Origin of the sequence: Leucobacter sp. USHLN153 (assembly GCF_037145615.1) — a bacterium.
Lineage (GTDB): Bacteria > Actinomycetota > Actinomycetes > Actinomycetales > Microbacteriaceae > Leucobacter.
In genome coordinates, this window is sequence record NZ_JBBCXE010000001.1 from 230,040 (window position 1) to 247,481 (window position 17,442).

General features: G+C 66.9%; 15 protein-coding genes and 1 tRNA gene. 3 read left to right on the plus strand and 13 right to left on the minus strand.

Annotation, left to right across the window (positions count from 1 at the left end; genetic code table 11):
* Nucleotides 1-37: 37 nt before the first annotated feature.
* Nucleotides 38-904 carry a fumarylacetoacetate hydrolase family protein gene (locus WFH00_RS01045; RefSeq protein WP_336658691.1) on the plus strand — a complete coding sequence of 289 codons (867 nt, stop codon included), beginning with the start codon at nucleotides 38-40 and terminating at the stop codon, nucleotides 902-904.
* Nucleotides 905-1,093: 189 nt separating this feature from the next.
* Here WFH00_RS01045 and WFH00_RS01050 read toward each other — a convergent pair whose 3' ends face one another.
* Entirely contained in the window at nucleotides 1,094-2,599 is a 1,506-nt protein-coding gene (locus WFH00_RS01050; protein ID WP_336658692.1) for an aspartate ammonia-lyase, read from the minus strand.
* A gap of 191 nt (nucleotides 2,600-2,790) precedes the next feature.
* On the opposite strand from WFH00_RS01050, the gene WFH00_RS01055 reads away from it, so the two are divergent.
* Nucleotides 2,791-3,993 (plus strand): glycerate kinase, encoded by a 1,203-nt coding sequence (locus WFH00_RS01055; protein ID WP_336658693.1) that lies wholly within the window; start codon nucleotides 2,791-2,793, stop codon nucleotides 3,991-3,993.
* On the opposite strand, the gene WFH00_RS01060 is transcribed toward WFH00_RS01055, so the two are convergent.
* From WFH00_RS01060 to WFH00_RS01085, 6 genes are all read right to left on the minus strand, one after another.
* The gene (locus tag WFH00_RS01060; RefSeq protein ID WP_336659165.1) at nucleotides 3,950-5,431 is read right to left on the minus strand and encodes an MFS transporter; all 1,482 of its coding nucleotides are present in this window, start codon (nucleotides 5,429-5,431) and stop codon (nucleotides 3,950-3,952) included. The genes WFH00_RS01055 and WFH00_RS01060 overlap by 44 nt on opposite strands.
* A gap of 96 nt (nucleotides 5,432-5,527) precedes the next feature.
* On the minus strand, nucleotides 5,528-6,400 hold the full coding sequence (locus WFH00_RS01065; RefSeq protein WP_336658694.1) for a M48 family metalloprotease: 873 nt from the start codon (nucleotides 6,398-6,400) through the stop codon (nucleotides 5,528-5,530).
* 12 nt (nucleotides 6,401-6,412) lie between these two features.
* Entirely contained in the window at nucleotides 6,413-6,982 is a 570-nt protein-coding gene (locus tag WFH00_RS01070; protein WP_336658696.1) for a LemA family protein, read from the minus strand.
* Nucleotides 6,983-6,992: 10 nt separating this feature from the next.
* Nucleotides 6,993-7,166, minus strand: a complete 174-nt coding sequence (locus WFH00_RS01075; protein ID WP_336658698.1) for a hypothetical protein — start codon at nucleotides 7,164-7,166, stop codon at nucleotides 6,993-6,995.
* Between the two features lie 99 nt (nucleotides 7,167-7,265).
* Nucleotides 7,266-7,342 (minus strand) — tRNA-Leu (locus WFH00_RS01080).
* A gap of 159 nt (nucleotides 7,343-7,501) precedes the next feature.
* On the minus strand, nucleotides 7,502-9,352 hold the full coding sequence (locus tag WFH00_RS01085) for a phosphoenolpyruvate carboxykinase (GTP) (RefSeq protein WP_336658699.1): 1,851 nt from the start codon (nucleotides 9,350-9,352) through the stop codon (nucleotides 7,502-7,504).
* Between the two features lie 125 nt (nucleotides 9,353-9,477).
* Between WFH00_RS01085 and WFH00_RS01090 the strand changes: the two genes are divergently transcribed.
* Nucleotides 9,478-10,956: a helix-turn-helix domain-containing protein gene (locus WFH00_RS01090; RefSeq protein WP_442918762.1), complete on the plus strand. Its 1,479-nt coding sequence runs from the start codon at nucleotides 9,478-9,480 to the stop codon at nucleotides 10,954-10,956.
* A gap of 224 nt (nucleotides 10,957-11,180) precedes the next feature.
* On the opposite strand, the gene WFH00_RS01095 is transcribed toward WFH00_RS01090, so the two are convergent.
* From WFH00_RS01095 to WFH00_RS01120, 6 genes are all read right to left on the minus strand, one after another.
* A complete protein-coding gene (locus WFH00_RS01095) occupies nucleotides 11,181-12,512 on the minus strand; it encodes an NAD(P)/FAD-dependent oxidoreductase (RefSeq protein WP_336658700.1) in 1,332 nt (443 codons plus the stop codon).
* Between the two features lie 141 nt (nucleotides 12,513-12,653).
* Complete coding sequence (locus WFH00_RS01100) at nucleotides 12,654-13,136, minus strand: DUF501 domain-containing protein (RefSeq protein WP_336658701.1); 483 nt, start codon at nucleotides 13,134-13,136, stop codon at nucleotides 12,654-12,656.
* Entirely contained in the window at nucleotides 13,133-13,654 is a 522-nt protein-coding gene (locus WFH00_RS01105) for an FtsB family cell division protein (protein WP_336658703.1), read from the minus strand. The genes WFH00_RS01100 and WFH00_RS01105 overlap by 4 nt, the downstream gene beginning before the upstream one ends.
* A 34-nt stretch (nucleotides 13,655-13,688) precedes the next feature.
* The gene (eno, locus tag WFH00_RS01110; protein ID WP_336658705.1) at nucleotides 13,689-14,966 is read right to left on the minus strand and encodes a phosphopyruvate hydratase; all 1,278 of its coding nucleotides are present in this window, start codon (nucleotides 14,964-14,966) and stop codon (nucleotides 13,689-13,691) included.
* A 221-nt stretch (nucleotides 14,967-15,187) separates the two neighbouring features.
* Nucleotides 15,188-16,498 (minus strand): histidine--tRNA ligase, encoded by a 1,311-nt coding sequence (hisS, locus tag WFH00_RS01115; protein ID WP_336658706.1) that lies wholly within the window; start codon nucleotides 16,496-16,498, stop codon nucleotides 15,188-15,190.
* A gap of 187 nt (nucleotides 16,499-16,685) precedes the next feature.
* Nucleotides 16,686-17,396, minus strand: coding sequence for a MazG nucleotide pyrophosphohydrolase domain-containing protein (locus tag WFH00_RS01120; RefSeq protein ID WP_336658707.1), 711 nt, complete (start codon nucleotides 17,394-17,396; stop codon nucleotides 16,686-16,688).
* Between the last annotated feature and the right edge of the window lie 46 nt (nucleotides 17,397-17,442).

A 17,442-nucleotide genomic window follows, 5' to 3' on the forward strand; every position in this document is an offset into this window, starting at 1 on the left:
GCCGACGCGCGTGGCCTCGTTCCGATACCCTGGAACCGTGAGATTTGCGCATCTGAAGACCCAGCCGGAGTCCGCCCCCGAACTCGTCCTCCTCGATGACGACCGCTACGTCGCCGTGCAGCACCTCGGGGAAACGTTCGCAACGCTCCAGTCGCTCATCGAGGCCGGCGGTGAGCCGCTCCAGCGAATTCGCGAGGCCGCCGCGAAGCTCAGCGCGGACGATTGGAGCGCCGTCGGAGACGCGCAGCACGCACCGCCCGTCGTCGGCGCCCCCATCGTGCTCGCCGTCGGCCTGAACTACGACGAGCACGCGAGCGAGCTCAGCCTCGACAACGACTCCGGGCCTGTGCTTTTCTCACTGTTCCCGAACTCCCTCGGCGCGCACGGCGGCGCAGTTCCGCTCTCCAGCGAGGTCAGCGTGGAGATCGACTACGAGGGCGAGCTCGGGGTCGTCATCGGAAAGCCCGCGAAGAACGTCTCGGTGGACGAGGCACTCGACTACGTCTTCGGCTACACGGCGATCAACGACATCACCGCTCGCGACATTCAGTTCCGCGAACCGCAGTGGTCGCGATGCAAGTCGTTCGACGGCTTCACGCCCGTCGGGCCCGTCGTCGTTACCGCCGATGAGATCCCCGATCCTCAGGCACTGCGCCTCACCACGGATGTCGACGGTCTGCGCGTGCAGGATTCTTCGACGACCTACATGATTCGCTCGGTCGCCCAGCTCATCGCCTCGATCTCACAGGAGCTGACCCTGCTCCCCGGCACCGTCATCTCGACGGGATCGCCGGGCGGCGCTGGCCGCTCGCGGAAGCCCCCGCTGTACTTGAAGCCGGGCACCGAGGTGACCGTGACGATCGAAGGGATCGGCGCACTCACGTCGACCTGCGTCGAGGGCTGACCGGGGCGGGCGCCCCCGGGCGCAAGCCACGCCCCCGGGCGCAAGCCACGCCCCCGGGCGCAAGCCGCGCCCCGTGCTGAGCCGCGCCCCGCTGAGCCGCAACGGACGTCATGCCGCAGATACGAGAACGGCCGGCGGGATCGGATGATCCTGCCGGCCGTTTTCTCTGTGCGGAAGCCGCCTCGCGAGTTACTTCGTCGCGGTCGTCTCCGGGTCCATGTCGCCCTCGATCTTCTCGGGAGCGGAGTCAGAAGACGGCTCGATGACATCGATCACACCGGTTTCTGGAGCCAGGCCCGCGAGCTTCGAAGGCTGCAGGATGTCGTCGAGCTGCGCCTGATCGAGCAGACCGCGCGACGTGACGAGCTCGGAGACCTTCGCGTTCGTCGCGAGGGCTTCCTTTGCGAGCTTCGCCGCCGCCGAGTAGCCAATCACGGGCGCGAGCGCCGTGATGACCGTGACCGACCGCGACACCATGTCCTCGAGGCGTTCTTCGTTCGCGGTGATGCCGTCGACGCAGTTCACGCGGAGGGTCTGGCAGGCCCGCTCGAGCCAGGTGATGGATTGGAAGAGCGAGTGCGCGATGACCGGCTCGAAAGCGTTGAGCTGCAGCTGACCGGCCTCGACCGCCATCGACACCGTGACATCGGCGCCCGCGACGGAGTATGCGACCTGCGTCACCGCCTCGGGGATCACCGGGTTCACCTTGCCAGGCATGATCGAGGAGCCAGCCTGGCGCGCCGGAAGGTTGATCTCGCCGAGCCCCGCCTGGGGGCCCGAGGAGAGCAGACGCAGATCGTTCGAGATCTTCGAGAGCTTCAGCGCGCTGCGCTTCAGTGCACCGGAGAAGGTCACGAAGACGCCGGTGTCACTCGTGGACTCCACGAGGTCGCCCGCGGTGACGAGCTCCAGCTCCGTGATCTCGCGGAGGTGCTTGATCACCGCCTCCTTGTACCCCTTCGGCGCATTGATGCCCGTGCCGATCGCGGTCGCGCCCATATTGACCTCGCGCAGCAGCGACACAGCCTCTTGAAGGCGTTCGATGTCCTCGCGAAGCGTGACCGCGAACGCGTTGAACTCCTGACCGAGGGTCATCGGAACGGCGTCCTGCATCTGCGTGCGGCCGACCTTGATGATGTCCGCGAACTCGCGACCCTTCGCCGCGAACGACTCGGCGAGGAGGTCGAGCTCCTCGAGCAGGCTGCCGAGCGAGAACGCGAGAGCGATCTTGATGGCCGTCGGGTAGGTATCGTTCGTCGACTGGCTGTGATTCGTGTGATCGTTCGGGTGAATGTACCCGTAATCACCCTTCGTGTGCCCTGCCAGCTCGAGCGCGCGGTTGGTGATGACCTCGTTGGCGTTCATGTTCGTCGAGGTGCCGGCACCGCCCTGAATGACGCCGACCACGAACTGATCGTGGAGCATGCCCGTCTTGATCTCTTCGCAGGCGCGATCGATGAGCGTGGCGCGCTGCTCGTCGAGCGCCCCGATCTCGAGGTTCGCTCGCGCCGCAGCCTGCTTCACGCACGCGAACGCACGGATGAAGTTGGGATAGACCGAAATCGGTCGACGCGCAATCGGGAAGTTCTCGTGCGCTCGCGCCGTATGCACCCCCCAATACGCGGAGGAAGGAATCTCGACGCTGCCGAGAGAGTCCGTTTCAGTGCGGGTCTGCGCGGACAAGAAATCACTCACCGTGAATCATGGCTCCATACTCGTGGAAGAGCGGCATCAACTACCGCCGGGACGCATTCAGCCTACCGTTCATAGCTATGTACCCGCAGCGGAAGCAGTCGGGCACCGTAACTTCTGTCGTTGCGCTGCACTGGAGCGCGCTTTCGCCGCATTTCGCTTCAGCTCTCGCGGCAAAGGAGTAGCGTGAAAGCATGCGCATCGTGATCGCTCCGGATAAGTTCAGGGACTCGCTCGACGCGCCCGCGGTCGGAGCCGCGCTCGAGGCCGGCATCCGCACCGTTGACCCTGACGTCGATCTCACCGTGGTGCCGATGGCGGATGGCGGCGAGGGCACCATAGATGCCGCGATCTCGAGCGGTTTCGCGCGTCACAGCGCCACAGTCACCGGGCCGCTGGGCGAACCGATCGAGGCCGTTTTCGCGTTGCAGGGTAGCGAGGCGGTGATCGAGCTCGCCTCCGCCTCGGGCCTCGCCCTCGTGCCGAGGGCGCAGCGCGACGCGCTCCGAGCGACCTCCCGCGGCACAGGCGAACTCATCCTCGCGGCGCTCGACCTCGGCGCGCGCTTTTTCACGCTCGCGATCGGCGGGAGCGCGAGCACCGACGGGGGCTCGGGCATGCTCACGGCGCTCGGCGCGCGCTTGCTCGGTGCGGATGGCGAGGAGCTGCCCGCGGGAGGCGGCTCGCTCGGACGGCTCGAGCGAGTGGATCTCTCCGCTCTTGACGAACGCCTCTCCGGCGCCCGCTTCACCCTCGCCTCAGACGTGAACTCCCCACTGCTCGGGCCGCACGGCGCCGCCGCGACCTTCGGCCCGCAAAAGGGAGCCAGCGCCGCCGAGGTCGCGCAGCTCGAATTGGGGCTCACGCGATATGTGCATCGCCTGGTTTCGGCGGTGCAGGATCGCGGCTGCCCGACCCTCCCCACGGACCCGGCAGAGAAACCGGGGGCGGGTGCCGCGGGCGGCGTCGGCTTCGCCGCCATCGCGGTGCTGGGCGCAGAGCAGCGGCCGGGCGTTGACGTGCTCTGCGAACTCACCCGGCTCCGCGCGCACTTGGCTGGAGCGGACCTCGTGGTCACCGGCGAAGGCTCGTTCGACGAGCAAAGCCTCGCGGGGAAGACGCCCATCGGCGTTGCCCGGGCAGCGAACACACTCGATATTCCGACGGTGGTGGTGTGTGGACGCAACGAGCTCTCCGAACGCGAGTGGCGGGAGGCGGGCGTAAGCGGCTGTTATGTGGTTCAGGATCGCGCTCCCGACCGTGCCAGCAGCATTCGGGATGCTGCGCACTACCTCTCGGAGATCGGCGCCGAGGTCGCCCGAGACTGGGAGCAGCGGGAGGACCGCACCGTCGTTAACGCTTCGGGCGGTCTTGCCTCTCCCCCGCATCATCGGTAGTACCGTCGCGGCCGCCCTCCTCGTTCGCTTCCCCAGCGGCTGCGACAAGCCCGTCGATCGAGATCGCTTCGGTCGAGCCCTCCTGCGGTGCGGACTCACCCGCCCCGATGACGGGCGCGCCTTCACGACCGAGCACGGAAACGGGCGCCGTGAGCGTCTCCGCCTGCCTCCTTCGATCTGCCTGGAGATCCGGGCGACCGACGTGGGTGACGTGCCACCGGCCGTCGACGCGGTGGAACCGGAGCTGACGCTCGGTGAACAACCAGGCGAGACCGATGCCAAAGGCCAAGAGCCCGGCGAGAGCACTGATGATCAACGTCGAGCGCGGCCCGAGCACGTCGGCGGCGATGCCCACCAGCGGAGCACCGATGGGAGTGCCGCCCATCAGGATCGCCATGTAGAGCGCCAGCACGCGCCCCCGAACGGCCGGCGTCGCGGTCGTCTGGACGAAGCCGTTTGCGGTCGTGAGCATGGTCGAGGTCGCAAATCCGAAGAACACGAGCGTCGCCGCGAACGTCCAGAACGTCGGCATGATCGACGCCACGAGGCTGACCGTGCCGATGCCGCCGACCGCGAGGATCACGACGCGCATGCGTGCCGCCGGGCGACGAGCAGCGAGCAGGGCTCCGGCGAGCGAGCCGACCGCGAGCACCGAAGACAAGAGCCCGTAATCGCTCGCCCCGCGGCCGAATTCCAACGCCATCGTCGACGAGATCACGGGGAAGTTCATGCTGAACGCGCCGACGAGGAACACCATGACGAAGATCACGAGGAGGTCGTGGCGTCGGCGCACGTACGTGAAGCCCGCCAGAAGCTGCTGCATTTGAGGCTCTCGGCGATCCGCCGCTGGTGGTTTTTTGTGCCGCGTGCGGATCGCCGCGAGCGCGCCCAGCACTGCGAGGAACGACACGGCGTTGATCATGAAGACCCAGCCCGAACCGATGATCGCGATCAGCACGCCTGCCACGGCCGGGCCAATCAGGCGAGCCGAGTTGAAGGACGCGGAGTTGAGCGCGACCGCGTTCGACGTCTGGTTGACTCCCACGAGGTCGGAGACGAACGCCTGACGCGACGTCGTGTCGAACGCGTTCACGATGCCCAGGGCGAGTGCGAACCCGTAGAGGTGCCAGAGCTCCGCAAGGCCGGTGATGAGCAGGAGCCCGAGCCCCGCCGCGAGCAGCATGAGCAGGGACTGCGTCACCATCAGCACCCGACGACGGTCGAAGCGATCCGCCACCGCGCCGCTGAACGGCACGAGCAGCAGCTGGGGCCCGAATTGCAGCGCCATCGTGGTGCCGACTGCGGACGCGTTGTTGTCGGTCAGCTCGGTAAGCACCACCCAGCTCTGCGTGGTCGTTTGCATCCATGCCCCGATGTTCGACACCAGCGCTCCGAAAAACCAAATGCGGTAATCACGTACGGAGAGCGAGCGGAACATATTCGACACGGTTGGGGCGACCTCCTCAGCTCGCCTCCTACTGTACGCCCCGGGCTCTCGGGTCGGTGCGGGCGTAGCGCGCCGCAGTAGGCCGTGCTAGAACTTGCCGCCCATGTCGAGGAGACGGCGGATGCGGTCGGGAATGGGCGGATGCGTCGCGAACAAACGCTGCACCATGCCCGGCTTCAGCGGATCCGCGATCCACAGATGCGCCATGCTCGACTGCTGCCGCTGCAGCGGGCGGCCGAACGTTTCGAGCTTGTGAAGGGCGCTCGCGAGCGCCTCGGGGTGCCGGGTCGTGAGCGCGCCCGTCGCGTCGGCCAGGTACTCGCGTTGACGCGAGACAGCGAGCTGCACGACGGTCGCGACCAGCGGCGCCACGAGCATCGCGACGAGCCCGAAGATCAGCACGATCGGGTTGCCGTTGTTGTTGTTCCGCCCGAAGAAGGCCATGCGCACGAGCACGTCCGCGATCATGCCGACCGCGACCACGAGGCCGTAGACGATCATCGAGACGCGGATGTCGTAGTTGCGCACGTGGCCGAGCTCGTGCGCCATCACGCCCTCGAGCTCTGGGTCGGTGAGCAGCTCGAGCAGGCCCGTGGTCGCCGCCACCATGGCGTGCTCGGGATCCCGGCCGGTCGCGAAGGCATTCGGCGCTGGGTCGTCGACGATGTACACCTCGGGCATCGGGGTACCGGTCGTAATCGAGAGGTTCTCCACGATGCGGTAGAGCCGCGGGTTCTCGGCCGACGTGATGCGACGCGCGCCGCTCATCGAGATCGCCTGGCGCCCCGCCATGAAGTACTGAATCGCCGCGTACCCGATCGACACCGCGACGACCAGGATGACGATACCCGGCGAGCGGTAGATGTAGGCGGCGAGGAGGCCGAGGCCCCCGACGATGCCGATGAACAGCAGAATGATGAGGACGCTGTTGACCTTGTTGCGGCGGATTGCGCGGTACACGGCCTCCTCCGATTAGAACTGGATGCGCGGCGGCTCGGAGATCGAAGCGATGTCGTCGACCTCGAAGAAATCGCGCTCCGCGAACCCCATGCCTCGGGCGAAGAGCGTGTTGGGGAAGACCTGGATCTTCGTGTTGTACTCCCGCACGCCGCCGTTGTAAAAGCGCCGAGACGCTTGGATCTTGTTCTCGGTGTCGACCAGCTCGCTCTGGAGCTGCAGGAAGTTCTGGCTCGCCTGGAGCTGCGGGTAGGCCTCAGCTACGGCGAAGATGCTCTTCAGCGCCTGCTGCATGTGCCCCTCAGCGACCGAGGCCTCTGCGGGGCCCTCAGCGGAGATGGTCTCGGCTCGAGCGCGCGTCACATCTTCGAAGACGCTCTTCTCGTGCGCGGCATACCCCTTCACCGTCTCGACAATGGTCGGGATCAGGTCTGCGCGCCGCTTCAGCTGCACCGTGATGTCACTCCAAGCCTCATCAACCCGCACGCGAAGTGTGACGAGGGAGTTGTAGGTGATCCAGACGTACCCGATGAGAAGCACCAGGACACCGACCACGATGAGCGCGGCAATCAATCCACCAGACATGCTCTGCATCCTATCGCTGGCGCTCTTGATTTCGCTGTGACGCTACGCATGCGGCGGCGGCCGCTGCACGGCGCGCGAGCTGCGCCCGCTCCCGCCGCATCCGAGCGGCTCGAACGCGCATGAGCACCGCGAGAATGATCACGACGACGATGACAGCGACGAGCACGAACTTGGCGAAGAGCACGCGCTCAGCCTAGTCGCCGCCGCCCTGCGCGGCAGGCGCTGCGTCCCCAACTTCGCTGGCGCTGGGGCTCGGGGCGTTCCGCAAGATAGAGACCTAATGTGGTCCCCCCACAGGGATTCGAACCCTGACTGTGTCGATTTTAAGTCGACTGCCTCTGCCAGTTGGGCTATGGGGGGGTCGATCCGATTCTTGCAGATCGCGAGTGAGGGGCGCGGACCCGACGCACGAAGCCGCACCCACTCAACCGAGAAAGAGTAAGCCCCGCCGTCGGGCAGAACAGCGGGGCTTACGGTCTTGAGCGCGCCGATCAGATCGACGCGAGACTCGCGCTCAGATCACGCGGCCGACAGGCGCGCACGCAACTGCGCGAGCTGATCCGAGAGGGCGGCCGGGAGCCGATCTCCGAATTGAGCGAAGAACTCCTCAGTGAGGTCCGCCTCTGCGAGCCACGACGCCGCGTCGATCGAGAACAGCTCCTCGAGGTCAGCCTCCGGCACCTCGATGCCGTCCAGGTTGAGCTCGCCGGCTGCGGGCACGACACCGATCGCGGTCTCGCGACCCTCGACGGAGCCTTCGACGCTGCGAATGATCCAGTCGATTACGCGCGAGTTCTCGCCGAAGCCCGGCCACAGGAAGCGGCCGTCGGCGCCCTTGCGGAACCAGTTCACTTGGAACACCTTCGGGGCCTGCTCGCCGAGCGCCTCCCCCATCTCGAGCCAGTGGCCCCAGTAGTCGGCCATGTTGTAGCCGCAGAACGGAAGCATCGCGAACGGATCGCGGCGAAGCTCACCGACGGTGCCCTCCTGAGCGGCGGTCTTCTCCGAGGAGATGGTCGCGCCGACGAACACACCGTGCTCCCACGACAGCGAGCGGGCCACGAGCGGAATATTCGTCGCGCGTCGTCCACCGAAGAGGATCGCGTCGAGCGGCACGCCGTTCTGCTCGTACCACTCCTGCGCAAGGGTGGGCGTCTGCTGGATCGGCACCGTGAAGCGCGAATTCGGGTGCGCGGCAACGCGCCCCGAGTCGGGCGTCCAGTCGTCGCCGCGCCAATCGATGAGGTGCGCGGGAACCTCGTCAGTCTTGCCCTCCCACCACACGTCGCCGTCGTCGGTCAGCGCGACGTTGGTGAAGATCGTGTTGCCCCACATGGTCTCGACCGCGACGGGGTTCGTCGACTCACCGGTTCCGGGCGCGACACCGAAGAAGCCCGCTTCCGGGTTGATCGCGTAGAGGCGTCCGTCGGTTCCCGGACGCAGCCACGCGATGTCGTCGCCGATCGTCTCGACCTTCCAGCCCGGAATCGTGGGCTGAAGCATCGCGAGGTTCGTCTTGCCGCAGGCCGACGGGAACGCCGCCGACAGGTGGTACGCCTTGCCGGTGTCGGTGTTCGTCAGCTTCAGCAGGAGCATGTGCTCAGCGAGCCACCCCTCGTTGCGGCCCATCACACTCGCGATGCGGAGCGCGAAGCACTTCTTCGAGAGCAGCGCGTTTCCGCCGTATCCCGAACCGTACGACCAGACCTCCAGCGTCTCAGGGAAGTGCGTGATGTACTTCGTCGAGTTGCACGGCCACGCGTCATCGGTCTGGCCCAGCTCCAGCGGCGCACCCACCGAGTGCACGGTGCGCACCCATTCGCTGCCCGGCTCGATGCCGTCGAGGGCGGCCTGACCCATTCGAGTCATGATCCGCATGTTGAGCACCGCGTACGGCGAATCAGTGATTTCGATGCCGAGCTGGGTGATCGCACCGCCAACCGGGCCCATCGAGAACGGAACGACGTACATCGTGCGCCCGCGCATCGAGCCCTCGAAGAGCGGCATGAGCTCCGCCTTCATCGCGTCGGGAGCCATCCAGTTGTTCGTGGGGCCGGCGTCGGCCTCATCAACGGAACAGATGAATGTGCGGTCCTCGACTCGCGCCACATCAGCGGGGTGCGAACGGGCAAGGAAGCTTCCCGGGCGGAGGTTCTTATTGAGCGGGATCAGGGAGCCGGCTTCCACCATCTCCGTGGTGATGCGGTTCCACTCGTCCTGCGACCCGTCGCACCAGAGCACGGCGTCGGGCTGCGTCAGTTCCGCAACCTCGGTCACCCATTCCAGCACCTCTTCGTTGCTCGTCGTGGCGCCCGCGCGCACGATGTCGGCGACGGCGATCTCGGTTTCGATGGGTTGGGTCAGGGCCATGACGTTCTCCTCGGATTTCGCGCCGCGGATGAAGAACCGGCGACATATCCATTCTCACGGCCCGTTCACCTCGCCTTCACCGAACCTGAAGGAAACATTCGCCGTTTTTGACATATAGTCAAAGAATGGCTCCTGAGTTCTCGGTTATGACCCCTGAAATCGACGCGTCAGAATTCGATCGCCTCATTCTCGGTAAACGCGTGCGCCACTTCCGTACGCGCGCAGGCTTGACACTGGAGCAGCTCGGCGAGCGGGTCGGAGTCGTCGCCAGCCAACTCTCGCTGATCGAAAACGGCCGCCGCGAGCCGCGACTCGGGCTGCTGCAGAATCTCGCGCGCGAGCTGGGTATCGATCCGGCCGAGTTGCTCAAGCGTGAGGCTCCGGATCACCGCAGCGCACTCGAGGTCGAACTCGAACGGGCGCAGTCCACTCTGGGCTATTCCCGGCTGGGGCTCCCCCACGTACGCACGCCCCGAACTCTCCCCGACGACACGCTGGAGGCGCTGGTCGGCCTGCATCGCGAGCTCGCGCGCCGATCCCGCGCCGCGGCCGCGACCTCCGAGGAGGCCCGCCGGGCGAACACCGCAATTCGCATGCAGATGCAGGCGCGCGACAACTACCTGGGCGACATCGAGCTCGTCGCTTCCGACCTGATGCGGCGGCTCGGGCACACCCGGGGCGCAGTGACGCACCGACAGGTCGCAATGCTCGCGGAACTGCTCGGGTTCACGCTGCTCTTCGTCGACGACCTTCCCTCGAACACGCGGAGTATCACGGATCTCGAGAATGGCCGCATTTATCTGCCGCCCGCCTCCATCCCGGGCGGCCACGGGCTCCGCTCGCTCGCGCTCCAGGCGATGGGGCATCGCGTACTGGGGCACGCGGAGCCGTCGAGCTACGCGGAGTTTCTCGAGCAGCGGCTGCAGATCAACTACTTCGCCGCTGCGTGTCTCATTCCTGAGGCTCGTGCCGTCGAGTTCCTGCAGCAGGCGAAGCTGAACCGCAACCTTGCGATCGAGGACTTTCGGGACGCGTTCGGCGTGACGCACGAGGCGGCGTCCCACCGCTTCACGAACCTTGCGACCCAGCACCTCGGGCTTCGCACGCATCACTACCGCGCCGACGGCTCGGGGGCGGTCGTTCGCGGCTACCAGAATGACGGTCTCCCATATCCCGCGGACGATTCGGGATCGATCGAGGGAGAGGTGCTCTGCCAGAAGTGGGGTGGGCGCACCGCGTTCAACCGCACGAACCGGACCAGTGAGTTCTATCAGTACACCGACACCCCTGACGGCACATTCTGGTCCAGTGTGCAGACCGGAGATGCCGAACAGGGGCCGTTCGCGATCGCCTGTGGGGTCGTGTTCGATGATGCGAAATGGTTCCGCGGGCGCGACACGACCGAGCGCCAAGTTTCGACGTGTCCGGATCTGGCGTGCTGCCGCACGCCGGCTTCTGAGCTGCTCACCCGCTGGCAGGGGAAGGCCTGGCCGAGCGCCCGCATGCACGCCCACGTGCTCTCGCCGCTGCCGACCGGCACCTTCCCCGGGGTGGACGACACGGAGATGTACAAGTTCCTGGCGAAGCATGCGCCTTCGGATTAGGGAGAAATGCGAAGCAGCATTTCTCCTTCGGAGGCGCGGGCTCTACCGAGCCCGGAACTATAAGGAGGAGAGCAGAGCTCTCCTCCAGTTCCGGCGCGGGCTCTACCGAGCCCGGAGAACGCCTCACGCAAAACCCTCACTTCTTGCCGCGCACGGCCCCGATCAAAACAGGAAACCCCCTCGGCAACCGCCGCGGGGGTTTCCTGCATCAGAGCTTCAGCCCATCACGCCCTGGGGCGCGACGCGAACTCCTCGAAGATCGCGCGCGGCTCCTGCAGCGCCTCGATGTTCACCATGTCGCGGCCCAGGAAGAAGTGCCCCACCCAGCCGCCGAACACGCGCCACTTGCGCTCCCACGACGGAATCGCGAGACCGTGGTAAAAGCGGTGCGCGAGCCACGCGAAGTAGCCCTTCATCGCGAACTTGCCCGACTGGAACACGCCCGTGTTCACACCGAGACCCGCGACCGCGCCCGCGTTCTTGTGGTTGTACTCCGCGACGCCCTCGCCGCGCAGATCCGCGACGATGTTCTTCGCGAGGAGCTTGCCCTGCCGCACCGCGTGCTGCGCGTTCGGCACGCAGAACCCGCCCGGGCCCGGCGTCGGGGAGATGTCGGGAACCTGCGAGGTGTCACCCGCGGTCCACGCGCCGACGAGCGGCTCGCCCTCTTCGGTCGTGACGCGCAGCGTCGGACTGCCGATCACGTGACCGCGCGGGCCGATCGGCAGATCCGTGCCACGCAGGAACGGCCGCGGCATCACACCAGCGGTCCACACGATCAGATCCGACTCGTACTTCTCACCCGTCGAGAGCTCGATGTTGCCGTCGACCGCGGAAGAAAGCTGCGTGTCCAGGTGGATCTGCACACCGCGGCGGGTCTGATCCTTCACGACCCAGTTCGCGGTCTCCTGCGACACCTCGGGCATGATCCGCCCCATCGCCTCGACCAGGTGGAACACGGTCTCATCGAACGAGATCTCGGGGTAGCGGCGCAGCAGCGAGGTCGCGAACGAACGCAGCTCCGAGATGCTCTCGATACCGGCGAACCCGCCGCCGACCACCGTCACGGTGAGCAGACGTGCGCGCTCGGGCGAACCCTTCGGCAGCGAGGCCGCGCGCTCGAAGTTGCCGACGAGGCGATCGCGCACCGCGACAGCCTCCTCGATCGTCTTCATGCCGATCGCATTGTCCGCGATCCCCGGAATCGGGAACGTGCGCGACACCGAACCGGTCGTGATCACGATGTGGTCGTACGCGAAATCGAACGCCTCACCCACGTTCGGCGTGATCGTCGCAGTGCGCGTCGCGTGCGAAATGCCGGTCACCTTACCCGCGATGTTCGCGGTGTGCTCGAGGTGCCGGCGGCGCGCGACAACCGCGTGACGCGGCTCGATCGAGCCCGACGCGACCTCGGGAAGGAAGGGAAGGTAAGCCATGTACGGCAGTGGATCGACGATCGTGACCTCGGCCTCACCGGCACGCAGCAGCTTCTCGAGCTTCCATGCGGTGTAGAAGCCGGCGTAGCCGCCGCCAACGATCAGAATCTTCTTCGCCACGAAGCGATCTCCTTGTAGCAATCAATGTCGGACCCGCGTCCCGGGCACAGAAAAAACGGGTATTTCAACCCGTGATTTCAGTTTAACGCGTTTTGAGGGGTGCTGAGTACGGCTGATACTCAGCGCGCGCCACGAGCACCCTCAGCGAACCCAGCCGCTGCGTGCGAGCGCCAGGTCGCCGATCGGATTCACGCCCGGGCCAGCAGCGAGCGCGTGGCCGATGAGTGCGTGCAGGCACTTCACACGGGTTGGCATTCCACCCGCGCTCACGCCTGCGAGTTCTGGCACCTCGCCGACGCTGTCGCGATCCGCAATGTACTGATCATGCGCCCGCTCGTACTGAGCCCGCACGTCCTCGTCTTCCGCGAGTAGAGCGTTGAACTCGTTCATCACTCCCGCGGCCTCGAGTCGTGACGCCGCAGCCACGGCCTCCGGGTGGCACAGGTAATAGAAGGTCGGGAAGGGCGAACCGTCAGGGAGTCGGGGCGCCGTGGCGACGACGGCGGGGCTGCCGTCGGTCGTGCGTGCAGCAATGCCGACGACCCCGCGCGCCTCGCGACCCAGCTGCTCGCTCACCGCGGCGATATCAGCAGCGGTGGGTTCGGTGTACGGCGGTCGCGTCATGGTGCGGTCTCCTCGGGAGCGGTCTCGTCGGTCGTTTCGGGTGTTTCTGCGCCAGGCTCGGTCGGCTTCGACGCAGGATCTTCCGCCGCGTCCGGCGGCGCATCAGTGGTGCCCGCGCTCAAGAAGGAGGCCGAGAGACCTCGCGCCCAGTTGCTCGAGATTCGCGACAGCTCGGCCTCGGTCTCCTCGTCGGATTCCACCGGCATCACGATGTCGTCGATCACGTTGACCTGGGTCTCGCCGGGCATCACGTAGAACAGTCGATCGCGCGCTTTGGCGCGAACGTAGACCGGGTCCTTCCACTTCGCGCGCTCGGCATCGATCTCGTCGACGGCTTCCTGGCTCTGCCGCACGCTTTCACGGAGCTCCGCAATCTCGCGCCGCTGCTGCACGAACGTCGACAGGCTCGGGCTCACGATCACGGCGCCCGCAAGCACGAGCACCACGACGGTTACGGTGAAAGCGCTGAAGCGCAGGCTCGAAGCCCACGTTCCCAAATCCTCGATCCAGCGCTTCACCGTCGCCGCCTTCTCCTCCGGGCTCGGAGCTTACTCAGGCCGTGAAGCGCGGGAAGGCGCCGCGGCCGGCGTACTGCGCTGCGGAACCGAGCTCCTCCTCGATACGAAGCAGCTGGTTGTACTTCGCGACGCGCTCCGAGCGCGCGGGCGCGCCCGTCTTGATCTGGCCGCAATCCGTCGCGACGGCGAGGTCCGCAATCGTGACGTCTTCGGTTTCGCCGGAGCGGTGCGACAGGATCGCCGTGTAGCCCGACCGCTGCGCGAGCTGCACCGCGTCGAGGGTCTCGGTGAGCGTGCCGATCTGGTTGACCTTCACGAGCAGCGAGTTCGCGGCGCCCTTCGCGATGCCGTCGGCGAGGCGCTCGGGGTTCGTCACGAAGAGGTCGTCGCCGACGAGCTGCACGCGGTCGCCGAGCTGCTCGGTGAGCTGCTGCCAGCCCTCCCAGTCGTCCTCCGCGAGCGGATCCTCGATGGAAACGAGCGGGTAACGGTCGAGCAGATCGGCGTAGTACGCCGTCATCTCAGCCGCGGTGCGCTGCTGCCCCTCGAAGTTGTAGATGCCGTTCTCGAAGAACTCGGTCGATGCGACGTCGAGCGCCACAGCCACGTCGCGGCCCGGCTCGAGACCGGCGCGCTTAATCGCCTCGACAATCAGGTCGAGCGCGGCAGCGTTGTGCGGCAGGTCGGGAGCGAAGCCGCCCTCATCGCCCAGCGCGGTCGCGAGGCCCTGCTCCTTCAGCAGCGCCTTGAGCGAGTGGTACACCTCGACGCCCCAGCGCAGGCCCTCCGAGAACGTCTCCGCGCCGAGCGGCACCGCCATGAACTCCTGGATATCGACGCCGGTGTCTGCGTGCGCACCACCATTGATAATGTTCATGAGCGGCACGGGCAGCGTACGTGCGCTCGGGCCGCCGAGGTAGCGGTAGAGCGGCAGTTCAGCCGCGGCTGCTGCGGCGTGCGCGACCGCGAGGCTCACACCGAGGATCGCGTTCGCGCCGACGCGCTGCTTGTTGTCGGTGCCGTCGACCTCTTTCAGGGTCTCGTCGATGATGCGCTGGTCGTCGGCCGACAGGCCCTCGATCGCGGGGGCGAGCTCGTCGAACACCGCGTCGACCGCGCGCGTCACACCCTTGCCGAGGTAGCGCTCTTCGCCGTCACGCAGCTCGTACGCCTCGAACGCACCGGTGGAGGCTCCCGACGGAACCGCGGCGCGGCCCACCGAATCATCGGTCAGACCGATCTCGACCTCAACGGTCGGGTTGCCACGCGAATCGAGAATTTCTCGGGCGATCACTGCGTCGATAAAAGCCACTATGCGCTCCTTGAAGGGGGTGTCCGGTGCCGGGTGCAGCAGAGATGAAACGGGTCTTCCCGCCGTGTTTAAGTGTAGGGCACGCCACCCCCACCGACGCCGCGTTGAGGAAGCCCAGCGTCAGGCTGACGCGCCGCTGCGCAGAGTGCGGCACGCAGTGCGGATCCGCCACCCGCAACCGCGGCCGAACGCTCCTCGGGCCGCCCCGCGTCCCGTTGCGCTCAGGACAGCTCGCGGAACTCCAGTTCGTCGGCCGCCGAGGCTCCGGCACGCACGTTCGCGACGCGGGTGAAGCCCTCGGACGCGACCCGTGCCAGCAGCGCCTTCATGTTCTTCTGCCGCTTCTCGAGACGCACGCGGTGTCCACGATCGACGAGCGCGCGCTTGAGCGCCAGGAGATCCGCCAACTCGACATCGGCATCGGCGATGAGCGCGACCGCCTCCGGGCCCGTGGCCTCGGGCAGCTCGATGAGGTCGACGACGCGCTCGAAGCCGATGGAAAAGCCGACCGCCGGAACGTCCTGCCCGAGGAAGCGCCCGACCATCCCGTCGTAGCGTCCGCCGCCGCCCACCGAGCTTCCCGAGCCCGGGTGCGCGATCTCGAAGATCGTCCCCGTGTAGTAGCCCATCCCCCGCACGAGCGTCGGATCGAACCTGACATCGACGCCCTCGGGGAGCGATCCCTCGAGCGCCTCGCCCAGAGCGACGAGGTTGGCGACACCCTCTTCGGCAGCACCAGCGGGGAGCACCTCGGCAATCGCGTCGTGGGCGAGCGCGATGCCCGATCCGCCGCCCTCGCCCGAACCCACGAGCGGCGCGACATTCGTGAGGATCTCGCCCATGCGCTCCGCTGCCTCAGCATCGGCCTCACGCAGCTCGTCGACGACGCCGGTCACGCCGATCTTGTCGAGCTTGTCGATCGTGATGAGGGCGCGGTCGTGCATTTTGGACGCGAAGCCGCAGTGCTCGAGCAGACCGAAGAGGATCCGCCGGTCGTTCACCCGAATCACGCAACCGGCGAGCCCGAGCGCGGCCAGCGCCTGCGAGGTCGCCGTGATGAGCTCGATCTCGGCGAGCAGGCCCGACTCCCCGATGATGTCGATGTCCGCCTGTACGAACTGGCGGTAACGCCCCTTCTGCGGTCGCTCGGCGCGCCAGACCGGGGCGATCTGGATCGAGCGGAACACCGGCGGAAGCTCTGCGCGGTGCGACGCGAAGAAGCGCGTGAGCGGCACCGTGAGGTCGAAGCGCAGGCCGAGGTCCGCGAGCTCCTCCGCGTCGCCGGCCTCCGCAGCGGCGGCGAGCGCCTCGGGCGGGATGCCTCGCTTCAGGATCGAAAAGCTCAGCTTCTCGTTGTCGCCGCCGAGCCCCGCGTGGAGCCGCGCGTAGTCCTCAACCACCGGGGTCTCGATCTCGTCGAAGCCGTGGGAGCGGTACACGTTCCTGATGATCCCGAGTGCGTGCTCGCGGCGTGCCTTGTCTGCGGGGAGAAAATCGCGCATGCCGCGCGGCGGGTTCACGGGTGCTGCCATAGTCCCCCATTCTTCCACGCTGGCGGGCTGAGCCCTGCCGCTGCGGTGCGCTTCTGCTGCTGTGTGCTGCCGCTGCTGTTGCGCCTCGGCCCTGAGCACGCCCGTCAGACAGTGGATAGCTCGTCGCGCGGGTCGATTCCCGGCGTGTCGACCCGCACAACCGGTGCTCCACTGTCCGAGGTGCGGTTTACTCCCCGGTGTGGAGGGCGCGGGCCGCGAGTCGATCGACCGCGAGGCGCAGAGCGCGGTCAGGATCGACGCCTGCGGCATTCGCCCGGGTCACCAGGGCGAGCATCGCGTCTCCGATGCCGAACTCCGCGAGTCGCTGCTCATCCGGCCCGATGATGTCGGCCATCGGATTCTCGGGGTAGCGGTCCGCGGCCGAGGTATTGATGAGACCCGCTCGGTGCAGGCGATCCACGACCTTCGCCGCACGCGCGAGCGCTGGCATGCCGGCGGGGATCCCGTCGAGTGGACCGCGCGATCCGCGCTCCTCCCCCGCCGCCTCCTCCTTGAGGCGCTCCCACTCCGCGTGCAGCTCGTCGACGGTCATGTAGCCTCTGTCGCCGAACACGTGAGGGTGACGCGCGATCAGCTTGTCGTTCAGCGATCGCGCGACGGAGTCGAGGTCGTAGCCCTCGCCATCACGCTCCGCGATCGCCGCGTGGAAGAGCACCTGATACAGCACGTCGCCGAGCTCGGAACTCACCTCATCGGCGGGAAGATCGCGCTCGACCGCGTCGATGAACTCCGCCGACTCCTCCACGAGGTAGCGCGTAAGCGACTCGTGCGTCTGCGCCTCGTGCCAGGCGCATCCGCCGGGCCACACCATCCGGCGCACGGTCTCGCGCAGCGCTTCGATCGGATTCGGGCGTGTGTCGCTTGTTCCGTCGCTCATGGTCCTCCACTGTATCGAAGGCCGCATGGGAGCACCCCGCGCTCCG

Bases quoted from the DNA above. Each gene is read 5' to 3' on its own strand.
- hisS (WP_336658706.1), bottom strand. From the start codon at position 16,498: ATGGCAGCACCCGTGAACCCGCCGCGCGGCATGCGCGATTTTCTCCCC.
- WFH00_RS01090 (WP_442918762.1), top strand. From the start codon at position 9,478: ATGGCTCCTGAGTTCTCGGTTATGACCCCTGAAATCGACGCGTCAGAA.
- WFH00_RS01060 (WP_336659165.1), bottom strand. From the start codon at position 5,431: ATGTTCCGCTCGCTCTCCGTACGTGATTACCGCATTTGGTTTTTCGGA.
- WFH00_RS01070 (WP_336658696.1), bottom strand. From the start codon at position 6,982: ATGTCTGGTGGATTGATTGCCGCGCTCATCGTGGTCGGTGTCCTGGTG.
- WFH00_RS01085 (WP_336658699.1), bottom strand. From the start codon at position 9,352: ATGGCCCTGACCCAACCCATCGAAACCGAGATCGCCGTCGCCGACATC.
- WFH00_RS01120 (WP_336658707.1), bottom strand. From the start codon at position 17,396: ATGAGCGACGGAACAAGCGACACACGCCCGAATCCGATCGAAGCGCTG.
- WFH00_RS01100 (WP_336658701.1), bottom strand. From the start codon at position 13,136: ATGACGCGACCGCCGTACACCGAACCCACCGCTGCTGATATCGCCGCG.
- WFH00_RS01055 (WP_336658693.1), top strand. From the start codon at position 2,791: ATGCGCATCGTGATCGCTCCGGATAAGTTCAGGGACTCGCTCGACGCG.